The organism is Dorea phocaeensis (assembly GCF_900240315.1).
Taxonomy (GTDB): Bacteria; Bacillota; Clostridia; order Lachnospirales; family Lachnospiraceae; genus Dorea_B; species Dorea_B phocaeensis.
In genome coordinates, this window is the sequence record NZ_OEPZ01000003.1 from 12,243 (window position 1) to 36,588 (window position 24,346).

A 24,346-nucleotide genomic window follows, 5' to 3' on the forward strand; every position below is an offset into this window, starting at 1 on the left:
GTGAAGAGAAGGGCGAATTTTTATGAATGAAAAGTGCTCGATAACAAGACACTGTCAGAAGCTTCAAGACTTAGAAAGAACGGTTCCCGATGTAAGTAATTCTAGAAGCGCTTCACACCCTTCTGTAACATCCGCATAGGTGGCGTCAAAGTTGCCTGTATACCAGGGATCCGCAATAGCCCTTGGATGCTTGGAAAACTCCAAAAGCATATGAATCTTTCCATCCGGATCTCCACCGGTGATCCGATTCATATTGCGGATATTCCACTCATCCATACCGATGAGATAATCATATTCCTGATAATCCTTTTTTGTCATTTGACGCGCACGGTGCGGCAAGACCGGAATCCCAACCTCACGCATCTTGTTGACAGTTCCATAATGCGGATCATTGCCGATTTCCTCACGGCTGGTAGCAGCAGAGTCGATGTGAAATTGTGCGGCAAGGCCGCGTGTATTCACCATGTGCTGAAAAACGAATTGAGCCATGGTGGAACGGCAGATATTGCCGTGGCAAATAAATAGTACCTTTATTTTCTCCATTTTATCTCCTCATATCCTCTCAAAGCCTTATAAATACTGGCTTTTCAGCCTTTGTGCATTTTTTACTTGAAAGGTTCTTTTTCTTATAAATTCTTGTATTTTCTCATGTTTTTTCGGGCATTTGTGGTACAAATGGGTTATTTTTAAAGTCCCAAATTCCTTATGAGATAAGGCTTACATGAGTTGTTTGTGCATGTTTTTGGGTTATAAACTTTTTCTTTTCGAGTTCATCCCTTGCTTCTTTTAATCTGGCAAGTTCTTTCTTTGCATCATCATAGCCGGTATGCGTATAAATATTAAGTGTTACAGATACATCTGAATGCCCCATCAGATATTGCAGTGTCTTTGGGTTCATCCCTGAATTGGCCATATTTGTACAATAAGTATGCCTGCATATATGTGGAGTAACTGGCGGCAATTGCAACAAATTCTCACGATTATATTTTTCTCTTGCATGCTGCATGTACTTTTCCCAATGAAGTGCAACCATTGGCCTTCCATTCTTGTCCAGAAACAGAAATCCTCCATATCCATCCACCATCGGCTCACGTTTTGGTTTCCTTCTATTCTTCAAGATTCGAAGAAATGCCTCTTTTACATCCGCTTCCATTGGAAGTAACCGAGTACCACTTGTTGTCTTTGTAGATACGATGATATACTTCATTTCTCGAGTTCTTTGCAACTGATGATTCACATTGATAATATCTTCTTTAAAGTCCAAGTCTTTTACAGTAAGCCCACAAAATTCAGATATTCTAAGACCTGTCTTGAATAAGATATAAAATGCATCATAATACTGATTATAATGTGGATCATTCTTTACAAACTCGAGAAATTTTGCTTCATCTTCCGGAGAAACAGCGTGTCTTTTCTGACTGTCATTAACAAGTACTGTACCTAATTCAAATCCAAATGGATTTTTTAGAATCAAGTCATCATCCACAGCCATTTGAAAAGCAGGTCTTAAAACACCTCTGATGGAATGAATGGAACTATATCCTCTACCATCTCTTTGTAGTTTTATCAGAAAAATCTTTGCGTCAGAAAGTTTCACATCATCCACTTTCTTATAAGCGAATTCTTCCTTTTTCAATACATTCACCACAAATTTGTAATTCGCTAAAGTATTATGCTTTACTCCTGTTTTCAGGGAAAGATATCGTTCCACAAGTTCAAGCACTGTAATGTTACTTCCTGTAATCCCTTGCATCTGTAAGGACTGAACTTTTCTTTCTTTTTCCCTGAGAGAAAGATCTGCCCGTTTACCTTCCGGCATCTTATCTGCTTCTGTCAATCTCCAACTATATAATATTTTACGCTTACCAAGTGAATCTGTATATTTATAGCGGTAACGTCCACTTGGTTCCTGCCATTCTCCTTGCTGGAGAACTCTGCCTTTATCATCACGTCTCTTTGAAATCATATCCTACCTCCAAGGGGACGCAACATGATATTGTTAGTATATCATGTAACCCCTAATTCGAACACCTCCTTCTTTTAAATTTCATTTTATATCGCACTGAGTGTATCAATAAATTTTTCAAATCTTGTTCGTTTTATCTGTACACGATTCCCATTCCAAAGCAAATACTCTGCATTTGGATTGTCACTGACTAACTTACGAAGCTTTCCTTCTCCAATACGAAAATAGGATGCTGCCTCTTCAATGGATAATGTATACTTCTTCCAATAAGGTATTTCATAACTTGTCATTTGTATGCCTCCTTCTAGTATCTTTGTTTTTGACATTGGCGGCTGGCAAAGGTATCTATAAAGACTGCCAATGCCAAAGTAGTTTTTTGCCAATGTCATCTTTTATTCTGTGATTAACGCAACTGTTTTTCTTCCCTGACACCAGTCGTAGCTCAATCTGTTTTCCAGCTGCTTTCTTGCATCTCGTCCTGTTCTGGAAGAAATCCCATAGGCTAGTAGTTCTGCCTCTAATTCTTCTAAACACATCACTTTTCGTTTGGTTAATAACTCCAGGATCAACTTCTGTGCCTTTTCCAGTTTCGTTTCCTTTTTCGTTCCTGCTTTCCCCATCAGCAGATCTTCAATGGATATATCGTATTCTCCTAACCATTTTAAGCCTTCTTCTCCTAAAGAAAACGCTACTGGATTTTCTTTTTTAGCAAGAGAATCCTTTTGCTGATATACCACTCGGATATCCTGTTCCTTCTCTTTTTCCACCTTTTCTACAAATAAGATGCTTCGTACTGCCGCTGCGATATCAATGGATCCCAGGGAACGGTAATCACTCTGACTTCCCGATGACTTATTCAAATGTCCAATGAGAACAATGGCACATCCAGTTCTCTCTGCAATCGTACTGAGATGTCGAAATAAGGGACGGATCTCATTTGCCCGGTTCATATCCACATTGGCTCCCAGATAAGCCTGTATGGGATCCATGATCATGAGTCGTACATTATTCTGGCGGATAGCTTTTTCAATCCGATCGTCCGTCATAGAAAGCTGTTTTTCATCTTCATTGATGAAGCGAACCCTTGTCATATCTGCACCACATTTTGCTAATCTAGGCTTAATGGTATCTGCTATCCCATCCTCTGCTGTTTGATACAACACATTAAAGGGTTCTATGGGAAGTGCATTGGGAAGTTCCTTTCCGTTGGTACAGTATGCAGCAATCGCCATTGCAAGCCATGTTTTTCCTTTTCCCGGATTTCCCTGGATCAAAGTAACCTTTCCAAAGGGAATGAACGGATACCATAGCCACTGGACCACTGTTTCCTCAACCTCTGACATCTTCATGACCGGAACTGGTTTTTCCCTGGCATCTCTCCAACACATCTGCTTTGCCATATTTTCTACCGGAATTTCTGCTACCAGACATTCATTCCAGTCTTTCTTCACCGGTTCTAATCGGTACACACTCAGTTCCTCCGGAATAAGAGAAACAAACTGCCTGCATCTCTCATTTCCAGGCTCATCATTATCCAGACACAAGTAGATGGAATGGATATGAGGATATTCTGTATACATCCGTTTCATTGCTTTTTCACTCAATCCTCCCAGGGAAATATAACTATGCTTTTCCCATTCTTCTGGAACTGCAGTGATATAAGACAAAAGATCAATGGGGGCTTCAAACACAAACAGTTTTTCATCCGTTCCTATATGGCCAAATCCATAGGCTTTTTCTGAACCTTTTGCTTCCCCACGATATCGGTTCTCATCGGTTCCCCGCATAGCTGCATATCTGGGATTCTGTTCTTTGTCTCTTCCAACGAACACCACATTGTGATAGTTTTTACTTTCATAAATATCCCCCTTTGCAATCATCTGATCTATCAGCCATTCCGATAGTTTCCTCTGCTCAATGAGATACTTCCTTGCAATCTCACAGCTTTCATTTCTTTCTGGCAATTCCAATCCAGGCAAGGGGATGGGGCAGACCTTCTGTCTGCCTACATCTTCCTTTGCCGTTCTTCTGTTGGTTTCTCCAGCTCCCTCTTCTCCTAATAATTCTTTAACTGCCTCTGCAAAAGAAAGACCGTAGAATTCTTTCATAAAATCGATGGCATGACCACCTTTATTCTGACTAAAACGATACCATTCGTTCTTGTTGATCATCACACTGTCATGTCGCAACCATCGGTATTCCTTCCCACATCGTTTGAACTGTTCTCCTCTCCCAGAAAGAAAAACATATAAATCAGTATCATCTGCTCTTTGAATCTGTTCTCTTGTATATTCTTCCATCTTCTAAAATTCCTCCTATAACTCCATTCCATGATGTTTCTTCTTTCGTTTCATGGTTCTCACTGCTTCTTTTGTTTCTGTGGATTGCTCCCGCTTGTTTGTTTCTGGAAGAGAGACACCTTCTCCTTCCTCTGCCATCAAAGCCTCCACATGATTTTTGATTCCCTCATACTTTCGTAACATGGCATGGATCCGTTTATCTTCTTTTCGTAAAGTAGCTATCTCTTCTGATAAACGAGCGGCTTCTCGTTTCCATTGTCCTTCCGGAATCTTCCCACTTGGGTCTAGATTTTCTTTTAAGATTCTTTCCGAACGATAATATCCGCTAAGTTCCTTCTTATGTTCCTCTTTGAATTTTTCCCTGCCAAAATATTTGTTCTTTAATTCTAGATAAACAGGTCTTGTTTCAAAATACTCTTTCATTGCATAAAGGTTGGTGTTAACACTTCTCAGAGCAGACAGTTGTTGATTCAACCGCTGACTTACCTCTTTTAGCTGAGTATCTAATTCCTGGATTTTCTCTGTCAGCTGTTCTGGGGTTCTCACATCCTGCTCTTCCAGAAAGCGGATCGTCTCTGCAAATTGTTTCAGATTTGTATTCTTCGCCTTTTGTGTTCCACAAGCGTAGGATTCTGCAACTGCATTTCTCTTATCACAATAGTTTCTCAGATAATCCGCTAAGGTTGGCTGATGTAAGAACACCATCCGTTCCATCAGTTGGCTTTCTCGAAATAAAGACCATTGAAGAAGATTCTTTGCCCGTTCTTTCATATCATTTAAGGCTCGGATGAGTCGGTTTAAACTTCCCAGTGCGGTTGAAATCCCTCTTGCTTCCATTGCCTGTACATTCGGTCCTTCATGCACCATCGGGATCTTATCAATCCCCCGTTCCTCATAAGATCTGGCATCGACTCTTTCTGTAAGTCCTTTTTCTTCATACAGTTCGTTACACATCTTCGCCCAGGCACTTCTCAATTCTTCCAAGGTTTCTTTCCTGCTCCAATCCGTTGTATGTACCGCCCGAAATACCGGTTGTCCTTTCCGATTCAAAACCGGCTGTCCATCCGGTGTTAATACTGGAACCTTTTTTTGTTTTTGTCCCCAGGTACCATCTTCCTGTAAAGGGCGGATGGGAACCATGATGTGCATATGGGGATTGGGTATTTTATCCTTTGCCTTCTTCAGATCATGGATCGCTAGATCTGCGATCATCCCTCTTGCGACTAACTGTTCTTCTACAAATCTTCTTGCAAGCTCAATATTTTCTTCCATAGAAAACTCATTCATCAAGGCAATATCAAAGCTGTGTGCCAGCTGTGCTTTCTTATTTCCTTCAATCCATTCCACCTCATTCCAAAGGGTCTCCCTGTCTTTGAGTCTCTCCGGAGCCTGTTTAGGAAGATGGATCTCCGCTAATACCACACCGCCTTTTCTCGTATAATCACTTACTTCTCCATAATAAGTACATTCCAGTTTTGCACCGGCTCGATAAGCAGCACTGGCAATGGCAGACTGTCCTTTTCCTCTGGATAATTGATTCAGATGAAAGTGATAACATCCCATCTTACTCATCTCCCTGTGGCAGTTCACCTCGTTGCATCGCCTTTAATAGTGCTTCCTCTTCTGCTAATTCTCGTTCTTTTACTTCTGCCGCTTCCACCCGTCCACGAACCATTTCATGAACAACATCACAAAACTTACAAGCAGGATCATGAAGAAGTTCATCCATCAGCTGAAAAAATTCTGCCTCTGTCAGATATTTGGTATCTTTACAGATTGCTTCTATGGCTGCTCCCTTCTGGATCAACAGATGGGTTCGTGCCTTTCGCTTTTTCTTTTTCTGTGTATCCAGATAATTCAAGGATCTCTGGATCCTGTGCTCTGCCTGCTCCTTCTCAAGCTTTGCCTGTTTCAATGCAGCTTCTGTTTTTTCAATCTCATAAAGTGCTTCCTGAGTATATTCCTCAAATGTTTTCTTCTTCGCCATATCGTTCTTTTCCTCCTCTTTCAACTCTTCCATTTTCTCTGTTACGGGATAGGCATTTCTGCCGGAAGGGGAACCCTTCTTCGGATGGATCATCCGCAAACACTTTCGGAATTCCCCTTCAGAAAGATGCTACTCCCGTAGGACGCACATACCTTGTAAGGTATATAAGTGCGCTCTTCTGCTTTCAGCATCCGAGTTATTCTTACTCAAACGGAAGTTCTTCTCCATCTGGAAGATTCATAAATCCATCTGGATCGGTATCTTCTTTCTTTTCTGATCCTGACAGTTTCTTCCCTTCTGCGAAATAATGTTCTTCTACAATCACGTTGGTGGCATAAACTTTATTCCCCTCCTGATTCACATAGCTTCCTGTCTGGATCCGTCCGCTTACTAAAATCTTCAACCCTTTTTGCAGATATTTTTCTGCAAACTCAGCATTCTTCCCAAAGGTGACACAAGAAATAAAATCTGTTTCTGCCTTTCCATCCTTTCGATATCTTCTGTCTACTGCCAGCGTGTATCGTGCCATTGCAATACTGTTTTCATCCTGAAGATATTTCACCTCCGGATCTTTTGTCAGTCTTCCCATTAAGATTGTTTTGTTCATGTAGTTTCTCCTTTCTCTTTTCATTTTTTCTTTGTTCTTGAATCAGGCCCGATTCTTTTAAGGCAAATGTAATTTGTTCCTCATATATCAGAACGTAGAGAGGGCTTTTTACAAATAAAAAAGGAATTTTATTTTTTTGCTCTCATATAACGAAAGGCTCAGAGGGGAAAATACAGGGTGGAAAAGGAAATTTTTTATTTTTCTGCACAAAAAAATACCCCTATGACTTCAAAATCGAAATCATAGGAGTATTTAGTCCTACCTACTCAATGGGGTGTTTTACATTTTGTTTTACACATGTTATTACAGTGTTTTTCAGTTCGACAAGCTGTAAGTTGTTTATCCAAAATGAAATGGAATGACCATATCAAGTAAAAATGCAAGAACTATACTAATTGTTCCCATCAGCACAGAACTTTTCAATGTGTCCCTCCTCAAAACAGTAAGTCCGATAATAAAGACTATCAATTCTAAAACAGAGCGTGCTTCGAAATATCCCCATCCATATACGAAAGTCATGTTAAACAATACTGCTAAAATCAATACTGATAGCATAAATGCAGGTCTGCTTTTTCCTTTCGCATACCAACAGACAAATGCCAAGAACGGAGAAATCATGGTAAAGCCAACCCAAATCATAGCGTAGCTTCTTGGGAAAAAGCCTGCGACATAGTTTGAATACAAATAGTAACTTGCAACCATGCCAGCAAAAAACGCAAAAACATTAACACTTGCTCTTATTGCAGAATTACTATAAATAGAAATACACAGTGCAATCAATACCCAAATTGCAAAACGCCCAAGGAAATTATGAACATCTAATGCTCCATCAATTGCCATAAGCACACTTGGCAGTTCAGCTTGACGAAAATCCAAAAATTTTGAAAAAGTCCCCAAAGCTATTCCAAGGAACAATATAGCTATGATATTTATAATTTTTCTATTACCAGATATAGGATTTTCCGCACTCCTTATATCATTCAAAAACTTCTTCATAGGCATCTCCCAAATTCAGATTTGTTGCTTACATTATAGTTCATTCATCCCTCCAAGTATAGTGGGATTTTGTAAAGAATTGAGAGAAACCGCCTTCCCATCGAACAGTTTCTCTCACTATGTCATCCCGGCACGATAAATTTACTGGTCAAAATCCGGGTACAGCTCCAGCTGGGCAAAGTCCTCATCGGTCAGCGCACAGAGCTTCGTAAGGGCGCTGTCGGTCAGCTCCCTCAGTTCCGTTTCCTCCGGTGATAGCTCGCCGCGTATCTCACGCAGGCTGTTGATCAGTCCGGTGCGGCTACCGGTATTGTAAATGCACATCGCCTTACATACCGGCCCATCTTTTCATTCCACAAATCGTACTCTGCACAGGCGGTGGCGTCCGGTCGCTGGGCGTAGATCATCAGCTGTTCATGGAACGGGTATTTGTAAAGTCGGGAAGCAGTGGTGAGAAACCCTGCCCATTCCTGCCAGCTCCCCGTGAGCTGCGTTGCCACCTTGTCCGCCATCTGTGCATAAAGTTCAGCTTTGGTTGGCATGGTATTCTGTCCTCCTTTCGGTTTTGGGTAAAAGAAAAGCAGGAAACCTAAAAGATTTCCTGCTGGGTGAAACTGTGAATATTAAATTCTGGTCAACCTATTGGTTATACAAACTGAAATTTATCTTAGAAATTACAGCGATGTTATTTTGATAAACTTTCAAGAATTGAAATATCATGCTTATCTTTATCTCTTAATTCATAACCTGAATGGAAAACTTTTTGGCCTTTTAAAGATATACAAGGAATTGTTTTGCCTTCAAAAAAAACACTACCAAAGTAATCTTTTTCAAACTCATACCATCCACCCTCTAAATCAGCTTGTTTTGAAGTTCCGTCCTCATTTAAAACGAACGGGTGAATGTCTAAGTAACCAAGTTCATCACTATATAACTCTATTCTAACCGGTTTCCAGTCTGTATCAATTTTATAGCCCAGATTCAAAAGCACATTTAACAATTTTTCCGTATGTTGAGCATCAAAATTTATATCTATATCTCTATGAATTCTTGTTTGTTTACCAGCTAAAATATCTACACCCCATCCGCCATCCAACCAGTATGTAATTCCAGTATTTTCGAATAATTCTATTACTTTCATTAAATCTTCTTTTGTTGTTATTTCTTTTCTACCCATACAAAGTCTCCTTTACAACTTCTATATAATTGTTTAGTTAAGTCAATATCAATATCTAATTGCCAAGGCTCAAAATCAAAAATCATGGTCATCACACTCCTTTTTAAAATTCTAATTTATCATTTTCTTTCAGTATATCATAATTATAATCTTTCCACAAAACAAAAAATTTTAATTCCTACGGATTTTTCTACAAAGCATATAACCACATATTATTACACTTCATCAAAAAAACTTTCTCACCCTATATTGAAAAATCGTAACTGAATATCCGACATTCTATCCATCAATAGTTTCTCTTTAACAAATCTCCTCTTAGTACGGTATCCTGTTCCATCTGGTGTAAGTTTTACTACACTTATTATAACTTCAAAAGTAAACGCCCAAACTGCTTTCTTATTAAAAAAACTTAGAAGAGACATTCTCCTCTAAGCCTTTATACTTTATCATAGAATACTTTTTACTTTTATATTTCCTCATGGTCACGATGCTTTTTTCGCTTAAATCCTACCTTTTGAACACAGGATATTACATGTAAAGATTTTACCCCCACTAAAGACTCTTACCTCACCTCATAAACAACCTTCACAAAAACGCCTCTTTTGTTACATCTATATGTAAAGAACTATCTGCTTTTTTACATTTAAAACACGCTATACCAAATTGTAAAGATTTTACTTTCAAATTTATTTATAAAAAAAGCTGTAAGATTCCACTATTAGAATTCTTACAGCTTTCATTCTCATCATGTCACATCCCTAAATTATAATTATTTATCTTGTAACACTCACACAAAAATCTATGGGTTATTTTCGGGTTATTTCTTCCACACAAATACCTTCCAAGTATTGATTTTACTGACTTTTTAAGGAGTTCTTCAAAGAGTGTCGTGGCAAACAAATAGTACTTTAATCATTATATATTTTCTCCTTAAATTGCCCCGAAATGCCCTATTTTGCAAGGTTTTTCGAGTTATTTTTTAATTTCATATATGCCACAATAGTGTAGTGAAAATTGCAAAACACGGCAAAATGTGGCAAGTTGTAACTTTTAAAAGTAGTCACTTGGTAGTCAGTTAGGGGGGGTGCAGACTACTTCTGTTTTTGCACCTTATAACGATAACTTGTATGTAGGGGGGTGCAAACTTGACTGACAGTTATGTTAGTATACGATGTCAATGCTGCATATATAATTAAGAATTAACTCAGCAATTCTCATTTTTTATTTTCTCTAAATTCTTCCAACATTCTTCTAAGAATTTGCATAGTTTTATATTCTTCACGAAATGAGTTCATATTGTAACCTGGCAGTTCCTTCATATAAGGAATCCAAATTTCATTAGCAAATTCTTCTTTTCTATCCCAGTTATCTTTCACATAAATTCTGAACTCTTGATGTTCAATCTCATCATTAAAAATTAGGATACATCCTTCATATTCATTATGAGCATGCCTTGCTTCATCACCATCATCTACATAATAAAATTCATGAACTAAATGATTTAAATTACCTTTTATCATATAACGATAAGGTATATCCCATTTATGATACCCTGTAAGAGAGATGCCCTGCCTATCCGGTGTTGTTGTAAAATATCTGCCTCCATCAAGGATTACTCCCCCAAGTTCTGCAAGAACTGTCTGATGATAGCAAATTCTTATTTCACTCCAATGAGGACTTGGATCAGTTTGTGCAAACAGATAATACTCATAACCATCCCTGCCATCATTGGGTTCGTATGTATGGTCAATCGTAAATTCCGGAGCATACTTATAATATTTTTTATCTTCGCTTGATGGACTATTTTCCCAATGTTCAGGATGTTCAAGATACAATTTCACTTTTTCAATTGGTGAAAGCAACATTCCAAACCTCTTTTTCCAAAGATACTCAATGTGATGAAAATCTGCTGATTTATCAGATGGTGTATTGCTATCTTGAAGTCTTACATAAATGTTATTAGCAAATACTCCTTTATATTTCTCTTTCAAGAAATAAGGAGTATTTGTACTATTATGAATAATAATAACATCTATCACTCCTTCATTCAATTGTATCTGTTCTACGGTTACAACTGGTCGAAAATCCCCCGCAAATTTCTTACCTCTAATAAAGTCTGTAAGCATTTGTGTATTCCTACGATTTTTATCCTGCGTAACATCCTGTATAGAATAATCATTTTCCTCATCAATTCCTATAATGATATATGCATCTCTGTCTACAAGATTATTTGCCATGCAGATTATGTCAATGAGCATATCTCCATCTTTATTATCACCGTACCATTCTCTCTTGAAGTCCCAATAAGGGCCTTCTTGGTGCATCGTAATCAACGATTCTAGTTTCTCCATTAAATTCAAAGAAACACCTACTTTCATTTATTCCAAAAGTTATCACTTTTACAAAATATACTTCAAACTTTCTTGAAAAACCTGTAATTACCAAAATACATTTCAAATGTTTTAAATCTTCTTCAATATAATAATAAACCATCCACTTTAATTCAATTATACTATTTTTCATCACATCTCACAATTCCCAAGCATAAAAATAACGCCCAAGGTCTCCCTTGAGCGTCTATTTCTAATCTTAAACTACTTTAAACATATTCTGTTTCATCGGCTTTGACCCTTCAGCCTTATCTATTTCCTTTCTTGCCTGCTCTAGTTCCTCAAGTCGTATCATTTCATCTTTGGCATCATCAAGACCAAGATGCGTATAGGTATTCATTGTTACCCCTATTTCTGAATGTCCCATCAAATATTGTAGTGTCTTTGGATTCATCCCTGCTTTTGCTTGATTGCTACAATATGTATGTCTACATACATGTGGATGTGTCAAGTATAGGACAAAAAAAATTTTATTTTTTTCTGCCGAAGACTATCTGACGCTTCCATCAGGTAGTCCCAGCACCTTTATTATCTTTTGATAAGTCATTCTTGTCCTGCTCAAGTTATCTCTGTTCTGAAAAAATATCGTCAAAATTCCATTCGATTTCAATTTCATCCTGACTATGAACACGGATCACCTTGATAACCTCACGCAGCTTCTCTGTATCGAACTTCTGAATTCCCAAGAAATCTTTTAGTTTTATTTTATCAGAAAGTTCATTTTGTTCAAGAAGCTTTTTACTATTCTTCGCATCTTCTATCTTTCGTTTTATTTCATCCAGCTGTACACTTATCTTTTCAGCTCTCTGCTTATACGAATCACGATCTATACGACCATCTTTGTAATCATCATAGAGTTTCATCTTTTCCGAGGTCAACTGTCGGCTCTGTTTTTGCAATTCTGTAGTATTGATCTCTTTGTATTCACATTGTCTTTTGGAAGATACTTTCTTTCCTTTTTTCAACATTGACGCTGCATACTGACGGACAAGCCCAAGGATATTCTCCTCCATCGGTTCCCTACGAATCACCAGACTTCGGCACACAGGATCACCATTGGTTCTGGCATCTGAACATTTCAGCAGATGCTCTGTTTCTTTTAACAGAGAATGCCCACAGTTGGCACATATCAGCAAGGCCGGCTGTTTTTTACGTCTTTCCAGAGTAAAATTGGTGCGTGATTCTGCAACACTTCTCTTCTTTTTCGGATGCATTTCATTTGCTTTTTCAAACAATTCCCTGTCTATAATTGCCGTATGATGATTTTCCAGGCGAACCCATTCTGTTTCATCATTCAGAACTGCTTTATGGCCCGTATGCATACTGCAACGTGTTTTGCCCCAGATTCTGGTTCCAATATAAATCTCATCCCGGACGATTGCCGATACTGTCGTAGGGCTCCAGTGTTTCTTTTTGATCGTGTCAAACCTCTGGAACTGCACCTGATCCCCTCTTGATAATTTCTGCTCATCACAAGTAGCAATCGCCTGTCTGTTCAATTCCCTTGTAATATCTGCAAAACTTGTTCCCTCCGCTGCCATCTGAAAAATCATTTTCACGACTTTTGCAGCCTCCGGATCAACTTCCAGCCTTCCATCTTTTCCTTTTTTATAGCCATATCTGGCATTTACCGGAAGACGTGTACCATTTTTTGTTCTCGTCTGCATTGCTGATGAAATTTTCTTGGACAAATCCAGGCTATACATATTGTATACCAGATTCTGCAATGCCACATTCATTCCACCAGTCATTCCGCTGCTTGCTGCACTGTCATAGCTGTCATTAATCGAAATAAATCGAATCTGCAGAAGTGGAAAAATATATTCAATATAAAATCCAACTTCCAGATAGTCTCTTCCGAATCTGGAAAAGTCTTTTACAACTACACAGCCGATTTCTCCACTTTTCATGTCATCCTGCAGCTGTTGAAATCCCTGCCGTTTAAAATGAGTACCGCTGACACCATCATCCACATATTCCAGGATATCTGCCTCATCTACACCCAGCTGATCAATCACAAATGATTTTAACAGAATTCTCTGAGAAGTTACACTGTCGCTCTCTTTTTTAGCTCTGCCATCTACATTGTCATCTTCTGCGGATAAACGGATGTAAACAGCTGTTTTTCTATGATCTGTCATCTTGACTGCGCCTCCTTCTCTTTCTTTAATTTCTGTAAATCTGCAAACTGATCGTCATATACCAGCTTGATCTCATAATCATACTTACCATGGATAATAATTGAATCCACAAAGGCATCTGCCATTTCTTTTGTCAGCTTACGCTTTGACATATAAGTATGTATCACTTTTCCCCATCCTTCCTCGATATGATAATCCTTGGAATACCGTACCTGTGCCGCCAATACTACATCCAGGCGGTTCTTGATGTTTTCTATTTCATTGGAATAGATACGGGAAAACTGCATGTATTCTTCTTCTGTAATCAGACGTTCCGAATAATCCTCATATAAATCAGATTTACGCTTGCTGATCCTGCTCAACTCCCGCCGAAGTTTCCCCACTTCCTTATCCAGAAGCAAATACTGTGTCTGGTTTCTGGAAGCAGAATTCATTTCACGGATCAGTTTCTCTGTATCCAATACGGCTTTCATATGTGACTGGATCAGGCGAAGGACGTCTTCATCCACGTATTCTTTTTTGACTCTGTGCCCCTTACACTGATTTCCTCCGGATTTATGGTTCGCATCTGCACCACAGATATAATAAAATGTCCCTGTTTTTTCTCTGGACAACACCATGCGGTTCCCACAACCCCCACACCTGATCTTGCCGGTATAGAAATTATGATTCCGAATGGCTCCATTATTCAGCTGATGCTTCTTTTTGTATGCTTCCGTAAATTCCCGGATTTTTTCCTGTACCTGCCGGAACAGTTCTTTATCAATAATTCCTTCGTGGGTATTCTCAGCATAGAGCCACTCACTCTCCGGTAGATTTCTCTGCTTGTTTCCTTGAAAAACACTCTGCTGATATTTTCCATATACAGAATCTCCGGTACAATGGACATCCTGAAGTACACGTTTCACTTCATAATTATTCCAAGGTTTGGATTCCGGTGAAGGCTTTTCGCCTGTTTTATAATATTCCCTCTGCAAAGTCGGGGAAAGGATACCATCTGTATTCAGTCTTTTTGCAATATCGCTGTAGCTGCATCCATCCATATACATAGTAAAAATTTCTCGTAAATGTCCGGCAGCCTCCTCGTCAACTACCAGCTGGTGTCTGTCCTGTTCTGATTTCCTGTATCCATAAGGTTCCCATGCACCAGTAAATTTTCCTTCTTTCCACAGGGCTTTTTTGGCACTGCTGCTCTTTTTTGCAAGGTCTTTGGAATAAAACTCATTGATGATATTTTTTAAGGGAACTGTCAGATCCACTCCCTCACGGAAAGAATCAAAGTCATCCGTCACAGCAAGAAACCGCACATGAAAAAACGGAAATACACGCTCAATATAATTACTTGTCTCTACATAATTCCTTCCAAGTCTGGATAGATCCTTTACAATCACACAGTTAATTTTTCCATGCTTGATATCTTCCATCATCTGCGTAAAACCAGGACGGTCGAAATTTGTACCAGAATAATCAGAATCCTTATATATTTCTGCAACTGCGATGTCTTCCGTATCTGCCACAAAGTTTTTCATCAGTTCCACCTGGGTTTCTATCGTTCCTCTTTCTAAGGTTTCTTCTGTTTCCATTGAAATTCTGGCATACAATCCTGCCCGGAACGGTCTGCTCACCTCTGTCTGGACGGTTGCACTGCTGACTACTTCCGGAATGTTTTTCCTGCTCTTTCGTGCCATTTTATACAACCTCCTTTACATTGACCTGCAGATTGTTATCATCATCTATTACCATATCAACTCCCATAGCAGGTAATTGATTCAGCAATGTCTGATAACAATCATCAAAATCAAAAGTGATCTCTATATTCTTTTTATCATATACTCTGATTTGCCTGATCAGTTCTACCACCACAGTGCGGGACAGTTCTTCAATATCCTGATATTTCACAAAATAATCCAGCCAGGTATTGGCTTTGTCTGCTTTTTCCAGCTCGTTATCCATTTCTTTCTGGATCGCACGGATACTCTCTTCCGCATTTCTAAGCCGCTTTCCATATGCTGCATGAAGCTCTACATAGTCTTCTTTTGATACAATGCCCTCTTTCATATCCGAATAGAGCATCATCCGTAACTCCTTACAGCGTTCTTTCTCCTGCTTTTTCTTCTCCAGCCTGTCCTGCAGCTTTTTCATATTGATCTCCTGAAATGGCACAGTACCGATAAATTCCAGGACTCTTTTCAGGTGCAGGATATTCTGGATATGCTGTTTCAACATCACTAATACGGCATCTTCCAGATCCTTTTCCGGTATTCTATGACTGGAACAGCGTTTTGTTTCTTTATTTGTGGAACATAGATAATAAGCATATTTTTTTCCTGCCACAGTAGAAACCTTTCTTGTCATAGGTGCTCCACAATCCGCACATACAGCAATTCCGGATAACAGATATACCTGCTTTTGGTCAGGTGAAGTACGTGTATCCATGCCAAGAAGCCTCTGAACAATTTCAAAATCACGGTCACTCACCAGAGGTTCATGATTTTTCTCAATCCGGATCCAGTCATCTTCCGGTTTCACATAAGTCTGCTTCACTTTATGGTTTGGAGTTGTCCTTTTTCCCTGTACAAGGTTTCCGATATAAACCTCGTTTTCCAGTATCCTGCGGACCGTAACGGAACTCCAAAGTGCCTGTTCTTTCTGCCGGAAACCTGTTTCATAACGACTGCCGCTGCTTATTTTATACTCAAATGGGGAAAGAATACCCAGTTCATTTAAACGATTAGCGATCGCATCCTGACTCATTCCCTGCAGCTTCATCTTAAAAATATCCTGTACTACACCGCCCGCCGATGGATCAATCTCTAATTTATGCTTATCTGTCTTTGTCTTCCTGTATCCAAATGCTACAAACGGAGTCACGCACTCGCCTTTTTTCCTCTTAATCTCAAGATTACTCCTGATCTTAATAGAAATATCACGACAATAAGCATCGTTGATTAAATTTTTAAATGGGATAATGATTTCGTCTGCCTGATTCTTTCCCTTAAGACTGTCATAATTATCATTGATGGCAATAAAACGCACACCAAGAGCCGGGAATAATCTCTCGATATACTTCCCGGAATCAATATATTCCCTTCCAAATCGTGATAAATCTTTTACCACTACGCAGTCTACAATCCCATGCCGGATATCTTCCAGCATTGCCTGGAATGCAGGGCGCTCAAAATTAGAGCCTGAGTAGCCATCATCAACTCGGACTGAAACAACTTCAATATCTTTTTTGTCTTTCAGGAAATCCAGAATCAAAGCTTTCTGGTTAGAAATGCTGTTACTTTCCAGTTTTGCTGAACTGGAAATATCGCCATCTTCTTTAGATAATCTGACATAGATGGCGGCATGATAGATTTTGTTGATATTCTGATACATATCTTACCTCCTTTTATTACGTCAGAAAATCCATGTAATAAAAGGGGGCTGCATAATTTGTCCTTACCGACATTCTAACACAGTCCCCTCAATTTTACCAGTACTTTTTCAGACACTCAGAAGCATATTCTCAAATGCCTGCTCCATAGATATACCGTTATTTGCAAATCTGACTTTTACTTTCATATTACCGATCCGGACCAGATAAGGATTTCCTACTTTATTCAGAAAAATATCTCTCCGTTCCTGAAGCGATTTATTTCTGTCTGTTTTTATCATCCGTAGATCAGTCATTTCATTGATATCCACATCACTGAAATCCTGATCCAGATAATTTCTATATTCCTCTGCTGTCATGCCCTTCTCCCTCCATTCCCATCTGAATCCGTACTGCTTTCAGTACCCGATCCAGGCTCCACTTGTTCACTCTTCCGCATTTCTCAATAATACATTTCGTAGAAATGCTCATAACCTGTTCAGCCAGTGCCAGGCTTCCTTTTCGGATTCCTGTCATATCATATTTGCTGATAAATACATGTGTTGGCAAATACCGTTTCTTATATATTCTTGATGTCAGCGGAACTACCGTTATGACTGAACTGTATGTATTGGCTTTATTATTGCTCACTACGATCACCGGTCTTACACCACCCTGAACAGATGTTGTAGGAAACATACCGAGATCTGCCCATAAAATATCTCCTCTGCGGATTGTCATTTGTCCTCTCTCCAATCTATTATTTTTATTTGTAAAGCATCCATAGCGCTATATTGGCTCCACAGGAATACGGCAGAGTTTCTTTCCCATAAGGAAAGCTCTGCCGCATAACCTCTATAGCCAATTTGATTATTAAACAGTGCTCGCTCGATTCTATTTATCCTCGATACCCCGAATCGTTACTCCCGCATATGCAGGAAGGGAATAATAACCTGCCCGGATGCATACTCCGGACCACAACCCGGAAACTCTCGTTTCCAGGCTCCAGCAGTTCATAGGTTTACCAGTTACAGACTTCTCAGGATCTGCAAGTGTATCGCATCTCATACATATCATCGCATCACCAGCCTGCCAGCTGGCTTCGGTCAGTGCTTTTTCGCAGCATTACGGACTGAACTAAAAATCTTGGTTTTGTCTTATAATCCTATAGCGTCATCTTCCTCGTGCTCTCTGCATGAAATGTCACGTCAGTTATTATTGGATATTCAGTTATCATGGTTCATTTTAGGAAGTCATTTAACTTCCTCTAATTACTAAAGTCAAATGACTTTGGCAGATGCAAAAGATTTTGAAAAATTTTTTAAAAAAATTTATTCATATACATTTCACGCATTTTATTAAGAATGGATTTCAGCTTGTATGACAGCATCTGTCTGGAAATCCCCATAATTTCCGCCATCTGTGTCTGTGTCTTGTTTTCAAAGAAAATGCCATAAATAATCATGCGTTCCTCTGAGTTCAGCTGATTGATTACTTTGTGAATATCCTGCTGTTCCATTTTTGTCAGTACACAGTGCTCCACATCACAGTTCAGATCTGGAAAATCCTCAATCATGAAACCTTCTCCATCAATAGACTGACCGCTGTAAGGTACTTCTCTCAGCATCTTATCCACGACTTCCCCCAGCTCGTTCTTAATCTCAACTTTTTTTGCCTTGCTGCTTCTGTAAAAATTGTTCATCGCATACGCAACTTCTTTTGTAATCTCGATCATTTCTCCATCAATATTTGCGTAATACTTTCCTTCGTAAAAATATGGGTGTTCAATATACATATCCGTTTCTCCTGAATTTGAAATCTTGTTGCTCGTTTCAAATCCAGAAGGCGGACCTCTGTTTAGGATCATGCCTGCTCCGCCTTTATCCTGCCGGGATATGCCCGCAGTTATTGGCTGAGAAATTCAGGCACGAAAAAAAGCCCCAGTAGTTTTTTCTTAACTACTGAGGCTTTCGTCTCTTTCTTGTATTCAGTTATCTATGCCTTCTTTCATCAGCATAATCATTGTATCAGGATAAAGTTCACAAAGTATCCGCAATATATTCCCATAAGTTCATGTCATTATTGAAATCGTACATATTTCAGTATAAAAAGTTCACTGTATTATTCTTCTACTTCTTTTCCATCTATATATAGTTGAAATTTATCAGGATGATTGACAACATCATAGTCCTTTCCATATTCTACAGTTCTGTATTCGGCTGTCATTACCGATTCCCCATCTTCAATATCCTCTTTCCATAAATAGATGTTCATATCAAGACTCGTCGCATATCCCCTGTCTGTGGAGAATTTTGTCGAATGAAAAGAATCATCCTTGTACATCTGCAAAAGCTCTCTTGCAAACGCTTCTCTATCCTCAATATTTTCCCGGTTAGCGATTACGGTTAGATTTTCATCCCGATTTACGGAAAATGTTCCTACCACATCCGGTTCACCTTCCTTATGACTTGATTCGGGTTTCCCATAAATACTTCCTGCAGCAATTATCAAGATGACTGCCCCTGAGATCACTGCAATTATCTTTTTCTTCATATTTTTATTTTCCTTTTAGTTTTTTTTACTGCGTAATTGATTACTTCTTCCGGTGTAGGTCTTTCTCCTTTAAGTGTCATTTTCTTCCATTCTTCCTGCACGGCCGGATCAGGATTATCAAATCCTGTATCTATGGCTATCTGCATTTCTCTGCGTACTTCTTCTGGTGTCGTATTGTACTTTTCTGCAATCTTCTCATAAATATTTTTTTCTCTCATTTACCCGCCCTCCAGTTTCAAAGAATTATTTATAGTTCTTTAGAACTACTATATCATGATTATCACTATGAAAAAAGATTTTTTCACAAACGAATCCATAAAAAAGAATAAAAAAAAGAAGAGCTTAATGCCCTTCGATTTCAATGCCTATTTCATTAGTCTACCAAAGCTCTGACCGCATTTAAAATTCTTTTCTGCTCGTCCTTTGGCAATTTTTCTATCATATCAGATAATTCATTAGTAACACCTGTGACAGAATGTGTCACAACATCTATCAGTAGCGCATCAGCCGATACATCAAGTGCATTGGCAATTGCTACAAAGGTATCCAACTTTGTTACTTTCAGTCCTCTTTCTATCACACTGACATGTGTTGTACTTAAATTTACCAGCGCCGCCAGTTCTTCCTGTGTAAGATTTTTTGCTTCTCTTGCTGCTTTAATTCGCTGACCAACCGCTTTTAAATCCATCATAGCACCTCCTTCAGAACGATAATTCGGTCTAAAATTAGTATACTGATGGATAATTGAAAGATACAGAATCCGCAAATCAAGTTGTAGTTCTATAGAACTAATTTTCATTTTTTATACATGCAACACACAAAAAAGCCACCAGAAGAATTAGTATCCTCTGGTAGCTCCATTAAAATTTATCATTTGTTAATGTGCAACACTCATGCTCTCATCAATCCATTTCTGCACCATTTGAACACTCACATTAAGATAGTGGGCTATTTTATCAACTTTCATTCCATCCGCAGCCATGGATAATGCTGAGGCTTTTGCTTTTTTCAGCTCACCACTTTCAATACCTTCACTATAAATCTGTTCCATCTCACGGCACATGAATTCCACCCCTTTCTGTGTTTCCTTCAATTCGTATACTCTGTCAGCAAGTATCTTACTGTGCATATCTTCTGCATTCTTACAGTGAAGATCATGCATCAGTCTGCCTAATTCTGTATCCTCTTGTTTCTTAGAATTTACATAGATAATATGAGCTTCATCCTTAAAATTCTCACTGACTTCTTCGATTTTCCTGTCTATATGATAAATCGGAAGTCCGTATCCAAGTGCATCGTCTCTGGTGATAAAAATCACGTAGCTTTCCGGAAGGTCATCAAAATCCTGTCCTGGATTTAATGTGTTCATATCCATCAGACCACTATGATACCTTGCTCTTTTGGGAGATGCCCCTTCGTTGTCCTGTTGGATTTCTACATCCATCTGCTTGCCTTCAGAATCTCTGGCAACACAGTCCAGAATAGCTGAACGCCCCTGCAAATTCTTATAGTCTTTCTGCAGAACTTGATCAATCACTTTCAGATCCTTTTTATTCATAATTACCTGCAGAACATATTCTGTACATTCCCGTTTCTTGAATACATTCCGCATAAACACATCGCTCATGATGGTAAGGTCTTTTAAGATACCCTTGTATCTTTCGTAACGTGTTTCCAATTCTTCTGTTTTCACGATTTCTTCTTTCGCCACGTCCATTCTCGCCTCCATTCTTTGCTATGTCAGGATAGGTTCCTAAATGTCTCCTATCCCAATTTCATCTTAACATCAAAATCAGCTTTTCACAAGCCACTATTTTATCCTACACCACTTGAAAACAATAATTTCCAATCAGTTTCATCCAACTATTATATTTATTCTTTTCACACACCTTTCGGCAAATTTCATTTTCCATCAATACACAGAACATCTTATCATAATCAAATGCCCAAACAGCACCATTCACATGGTTTTCCACTGCTTTCTGATCTATGCTTTTCAAGCGTGTGACCATTTTCTCAATTTCTCCATTTCCCAAGTTACCGATATTTTTGCAGATAAACCGAAAGAAATTCAACGTTGCATATTCGTCATGCCAATGGAACTCTTCTGGATTGTTTTTAATTTTACTGACTCGCTGCTGTTCTTTGATTATCTGAGCAGCTACACCTTTCATCGAATCTTCGTATCTCATATTATTCACCTACTCTTCCTCAACGCCCAGTGACGGTTTAAATCTTTTATCCTTTGCCTGCGGTACCACGATCTCATAAAAATAAAATCCTAAATACCCAAGTGCCTGCTTCTTCATTTTATAAAAAGAAGTCCTGCCTATTCCCAACTCCTGTTGTACTTCCACATCTGTCTTATTATAATGACTGCAAAAACAGGAATGAAGGATTTCACTGAGCATCACACCATTCGGTGCATAGAACTTCACCAAAGTCATTCCCCGATAGATCATGTCCGACAATCCATAAATAATCATCAGATTATTCATCTCCCGGTGCATCTTTGGCACATTCAGCTGGTTGTTATAAATGCTCAGATAACTCAATACATATGCCATATCTTCATTGATTTTCTCCTGGCATTCCATATCCAGTTCTTCTAACACAATCTGATTTTCCAAAATCAATTTCTGATAGCTTGTCATCAATTCTTTAATGTCAGTATAATGTCTTTCGATTGTAACTTCCAGATAATCCTGTGCATGACTTGCCATCTGGAAGGTAATTTCTTTCATTGATTTAATTGCATAATCTCTGTCTGTCATCAGTTTCAAAATCTCCTTATCATCATCACACTAACTGGCGGTCTTTCAGACCAGTTCGCTTTCCCCATGATTTTGATGGGAAGCAATTACTTACTACAACTTGCAGAAGCGGATATCCAAAAGGCATTGTGGGAGCTGCCTTTGCTGACCGGAATCCATCTTCTTATGTAAAACCTGCAGGAATATAAAGGGAAAGTGACTATCCCTGCCGGTTAATAATCCAAATAATATCGTCTATACCAATCTCTCCTTATGCTGTTTTTCTCTCCATAAACCATTTATCCACTTCGTAAAACAAGTGGCTTTCCTGCCCCTGTATCATACAGGTGTACATCATTCCTACACCGCCTGCCTTTCTGCTGGCGCATCGCTCGATTTTCAAAATTCTGTCAATGCTATACTTTCTTCCATCCTCCCATGTAAAAAATATAGGAACCAGCTGTCCGTCTTTCCGAAACTCTGCTACTACATCTACATATACTTTGTTCATGCCGACACCTCACTATAAAATCTCAATTGCTCTTGGCGATGCCGGGATTCTGCGGATATATCCATTTAACTCCAACTGCTTGATTCTGGAAAATGCTGATGATGTTGATTTCACCCCGATCAATTTTCCAAATTCCCGTACTGTCGGCGGATATCCATGCTCCTTCGTATAATCCAAAATACACTGATAACTTTCTTTCTGTTTTCTGGTTAATGCTTTTTTCAAATCTATCCCTCCAATTACCCATGAAAATAACTGTGTGGATGGATCGTGTGCGTACCAGCGTCTAAGTGGGATAAGACTTTATCCTGATACATTGCCGCTCGCTGTATACTGAAATAACCAAACCGTCGTCTGATCTCATCTACAGTACGATCCAGCTTCTCTAACTTTTCCTTTTTCTCCTGATTTCCAAATAAATCCAACTGCACGGGAATATTATCTAACACAAGATCCGCAGCTCGAATTCCCAGGCTTCTAATGGGATGTTCCCATTTATAATTATCTTTAAATAGCTGAAATGCTGCAGTTACAATCTCGTTTGTAATATTCGTTGGCTGTCGTAAATGTATCTGTCTGGAAAAACTATACAATCCATTATCTCGGACTGTAATTTCTACTGTTTTGCATTTAAATCCATGTTTCCGCAATCGTGCAGCTACACTTTCTGCCAATGCTATTTGAATGATCCAGACATCCAGATCATTTTCCAGATCTCTCGGTGTTGTAGTGCTATTACCTATCGACTTTACTGGTGCTTCATATCCTTCCTTGCAAACCGGATCTTCATCCCAGCCATTTGCGAAAGCCCATAATACATTTCCTATTTTTCCAAAATGACTCTCTAACAACTTTTCGTCTGATTCCGCAAGTTGCCCGATTGTCCGGATTCCAAGTTTTTGCAATTTCTTATTTGTCTGTCTTCCGACATAAAGCAAATCTGACGCTGGAAGCTGCCATATCCTGTCTTTATAATTTTCTCGATTAAACTCTGTGATTGCATCCGGCTTTTTATAATCCGAACCAAGTTTCGCATAAATCTTATTCCAGGAAATTCCAATACTCACAGTTACTCCAAGTTCGTATTTAATTCGATGGCTGATTTCTCTCGCAATCGTCATTCCGCTTCCTTTCAGATTTCCACTGTCTGATACATCCAGCCAGGCTTCATCAATTCCATATGGCTCAATTTTGTCTGTATACTCTGAATAGATTTCTCTTGCCATTTGTGAAAATCGCAAATACAAATCCATCCTTGGTGGTACAAAAATAATTTCCGGGCAAACCTGTTTCGCCTGCCATAATGCCATTCCGGTCTTTACACCTTTTTGCTTTGCAATATAATTTGCTGTCAATACAATTCCATGTCTGGCTTCCGGATTGCCACCGACTGCCAGAGGCATTCCGGCAAATTCCGGATGATGCAGCATTTCTACACTGGCATAAAAACAGTTCATATCACTATGCAGGATCACACGCTCACTCAAACTTTTCACCTCCCAGCTGTTTCCTTCAACATGATGTCTTATCAATTTCTGTATGTTTAGTATATATCGACATTCCGGAGATAGTCAAGTGACATCTTGGTTGTATTTTCTCCATTTTGG

General features: G+C 38.9%; 29 protein-coding genes and 1 pseudogene. All 30 read right to left on the reverse strand.

The features are described from left to right. Positions 1-63 precede the first annotated feature (63 nt). Positions 64-543, reverse strand: coding sequence for a low molecular weight protein-tyrosine-phosphatase (locus C0979_RS07160; protein WP_101695362.1), 480 nt, complete (start codon positions 541-543; stop codon positions 64-66). Between the two features lie 160 nt (positions 544-703). Then, the gene (locus C0979_RS07165; RefSeq protein WP_101695363.1) at positions 704-1,966 is read right to left on the reverse strand and encodes a site-specific integrase; all 1,263 of its coding nucleotides are present in this window, start codon (positions 1,964-1,966) and stop codon (positions 704-706) included. 86 nt (positions 1,967-2,052) lie between these two features. Next, positions 2,053-2,256 carry an excisionase gene (locus tag C0979_RS07170; RefSeq protein ID WP_101695364.1) on the reverse strand — a complete coding sequence of 68 codons (204 nt, stop codon included), beginning with the start codon at positions 2,254-2,256 and terminating at the stop codon, positions 2,053-2,055. 102 nt (positions 2,257-2,358) lie between these two features. Further along, complete coding sequence (locus C0979_RS07175; protein ID WP_101695365.1) at positions 2,359-4,266, reverse strand: AAA family ATPase; 1,908 nt, start codon at positions 4,264-4,266, stop codon at positions 2,359-2,361. 15 nt (positions 4,267-4,281) lie between these two features. Continuing rightward, a complete protein-coding gene (gene mobQ, locus C0979_RS07180) occupies positions 4,282-5,829 on the reverse strand; it encodes a MobQ family relaxase (RefSeq protein WP_101695366.1) in 1,548 nt (515 codons plus the stop codon). Position 5,830: 1 nt separating this feature from the next. Further along, a complete protein-coding gene (locus C0979_RS07185; RefSeq protein WP_101695665.1) occupies positions 5,831-6,253 on the reverse strand; it encodes a DUF3847 domain-containing protein in 423 nt (140 codons plus the stop codon). Positions 6,254-6,455: 202 nt separating this feature from the next. Next, complete coding sequence (locus C0979_RS07190; RefSeq protein WP_101695367.1) at positions 6,456-6,860, reverse strand: single-stranded DNA-binding protein; 405 nt, start codon at positions 6,858-6,860, stop codon at positions 6,456-6,458. 339 nt (positions 6,861-7,199) lie between these two features. Continuing rightward, positions 7,200-7,856 carry a hypothetical protein gene (locus tag C0979_RS07195; protein ID WP_101695368.1) on the reverse strand — a complete coding sequence of 219 codons (657 nt, stop codon included), beginning with the start codon at positions 7,854-7,856 and terminating at the stop codon, positions 7,200-7,202. Between the two features lie 141 nt (positions 7,857-7,997). After that, positions 7,998-8,180, reverse strand: a complete 183-nt coding sequence (locus C0979_RS07200; protein ID WP_101695369.1) for a transposon-transfer assisting family protein — start codon at positions 8,178-8,180, stop codon at positions 7,998-8,000. Then, a pseudogene (locus C0979_RS11995) lies at positions 8,180-8,398 on the reverse strand (hypothetical protein); the annotation flags it as partial. The pseudogene C0979_RS11995 and the gene C0979_RS07200, both read right to left, overlap by 1 nt. Positions 8,399-8,541: 143 nt before the next feature. Further along, a complete protein-coding gene (locus C0979_RS07210) occupies positions 8,542-9,033 on the reverse strand; it encodes a nucleotidyltransferase domain-containing protein (RefSeq protein ID WP_009263190.1) in 492 nt (163 codons plus the stop codon). Between the two features lie 1,214 nt (positions 9,034-10,247). Beyond that, positions 10,248-11,357, reverse strand: coding sequence for an AlbA family DNA-binding domain-containing protein (locus C0979_RS07220; protein WP_242962678.1), 1,110 nt, complete (start codon positions 11,355-11,357; stop codon positions 10,248-10,250). Further along, positions 11,308-11,559 (reverse strand): hypothetical protein, encoded by a 252-nt coding sequence (locus tag C0979_RS12000; protein ID WP_200816256.1) that lies wholly within the window; start codon positions 11,557-11,559, stop codon positions 11,308-11,310. Before C0979_RS12000 ends, C0979_RS07220 begins: the two co-directional genes overlap by 50 nt. A gap of 63 nt (positions 11,560-11,622) precedes the next feature. Beyond that, positions 11,623-11,874, reverse strand: coding sequence for a tyrosine-type recombinase/integrase (locus C0979_RS07225; protein ID WP_306346033.1), 252 nt, complete (start codon positions 11,872-11,874; stop codon positions 11,623-11,625). Between the two features lie 112 nt (positions 11,875-11,986). Further along, positions 11,987-13,564 (reverse strand): recombinase family protein, encoded by a 1,578-nt coding sequence (locus C0979_RS07230; RefSeq protein WP_012744257.1) that lies wholly within the window; start codon positions 13,562-13,564, stop codon positions 11,987-11,989. Continuing rightward, positions 13,561-15,252 carry a recombinase family protein gene (locus tag C0979_RS07235; protein ID WP_012744258.1) on the reverse strand — a complete coding sequence of 564 codons (1,692 nt, stop codon included), beginning with the start codon at positions 15,250-15,252 and terminating at the stop codon, positions 13,561-13,563. Before C0979_RS07235 ends, C0979_RS07230 begins: the two co-directional genes overlap by 4 nt. Before the next feature lies 1 nt (position 15,253). Beyond that, positions 15,254-16,945, reverse strand: coding sequence for a recombinase family protein (locus C0979_RS07240; RefSeq protein ID WP_023922627.1), 1,692 nt, complete (start codon positions 16,943-16,945; stop codon positions 15,254-15,256). 108 nt (positions 16,946-17,053) lie between these two features. Beyond that, positions 17,054-17,302 carry a DUF6870 family protein gene (locus tag C0979_RS07245; RefSeq protein ID WP_012744260.1) on the reverse strand — a complete coding sequence of 83 codons (249 nt, stop codon included), beginning with the start codon at positions 17,300-17,302 and terminating at the stop codon, positions 17,054-17,056. Continuing rightward, positions 17,283-17,663 (reverse strand): type II toxin-antitoxin system PemK/MazF family toxin, encoded by a 381-nt coding sequence (locus C0979_RS07250; RefSeq protein WP_012744261.1) that lies wholly within the window; start codon positions 17,661-17,663, stop codon positions 17,283-17,285. The genes C0979_RS07245 and C0979_RS07250 overlap by 20 nt, the downstream gene beginning before the upstream one ends. A gap of 153 nt (positions 17,664-17,816) precedes the next feature. After that, positions 17,817-17,999, reverse strand: a complete 183-nt coding sequence (locus tag C0979_RS07255) for a hypothetical protein (RefSeq protein ID WP_005344284.1) — start codon at positions 17,997-17,999, stop codon at positions 17,817-17,819. 244 nt (positions 18,000-18,243) lie between these two features. Next, on the reverse strand, positions 18,244-18,717 hold the full coding sequence (locus tag C0979_RS07260; protein WP_173884580.1) for a sigma factor-like helix-turn-helix DNA-binding protein: 474 nt from the start codon (positions 18,715-18,717) through the stop codon (positions 18,244-18,246). A gap of 326 nt (positions 18,718-19,043) precedes the next feature. Beyond that, on the reverse strand, positions 19,044-19,475 hold the full coding sequence (locus C0979_RS07265) for a hypothetical protein (protein ID WP_101695373.1): 432 nt from the start codon (positions 19,473-19,475) through the stop codon (positions 19,044-19,046). Further along, complete coding sequence (locus C0979_RS07270) at positions 19,472-19,693, reverse strand: sporulation initiation factor Spo0A C-terminal domain-containing protein (protein ID WP_005344281.1); 222 nt, start codon at positions 19,691-19,693, stop codon at positions 19,472-19,474. Before C0979_RS07270 ends, C0979_RS07265 begins: the two co-directional genes overlap by 4 nt. 155 nt (positions 19,694-19,848) lie before the next feature. Then, a complete protein-coding gene (locus tag C0979_RS07275; protein WP_226896994.1) occupies positions 19,849-20,166 on the reverse strand; it encodes a type II toxin-antitoxin system RelB family anti-toxin in 318 nt (105 codons plus the stop codon). A gap of 186 nt (positions 20,167-20,352) precedes the next feature. Beyond that, a complete protein-coding gene (locus C0979_RS07280) occupies positions 20,353-21,192 on the reverse strand; it encodes a PD-(D/E)XK nuclease family transposase (protein ID WP_044921519.1) in 840 nt (279 codons plus the stop codon). Positions 21,193-21,295: 103 nt separating this feature from the next. Beyond that, the gene (locus C0979_RS07285; protein ID WP_044921552.1) at positions 21,296-21,667 is read right to left on the reverse strand and encodes a hypothetical protein; all 372 of its coding nucleotides are present in this window, start codon (positions 21,665-21,667) and stop codon (positions 21,296-21,298) included. Between the two features lie 9 nt (positions 21,668-21,676). Continuing rightward, complete coding sequence (locus C0979_RS07290) at positions 21,677-22,249, reverse strand: ArpU family phage packaging/lysis transcriptional regulator (protein WP_005344273.1); 573 nt, start codon at positions 22,247-22,249, stop codon at positions 21,677-21,679. 250 nt (positions 22,250-22,499) lie between these two features. Continuing rightward, positions 22,500-22,739 (reverse strand): hypothetical protein, encoded by a 240-nt coding sequence (locus C0979_RS07295; RefSeq protein WP_005344271.1) that lies wholly within the window; start codon positions 22,737-22,739, stop codon positions 22,500-22,502. 12 nt (positions 22,740-22,751) lie between these two features. Beyond that, the gene (locus C0979_RS07300; RefSeq protein WP_005344268.1) at positions 22,752-22,964 is read right to left on the reverse strand and encodes a LexA family protein; all 213 of its coding nucleotides are present in this window, start codon (positions 22,962-22,964) and stop codon (positions 22,752-22,754) included. 14 nt (positions 22,965-22,978) lie between these two features. Continuing rightward, positions 22,979-24,226: a DNA polymerase IV gene (gene dinB, locus C0979_RS07305; protein ID WP_027090213.1), complete on the reverse strand. Its 1,248-nt coding sequence runs from the start codon at positions 24,224-24,226 to the stop codon at positions 22,979-22,981. Between the last annotated feature and the right edge of the window lie 120 nt (positions 24,227-24,346).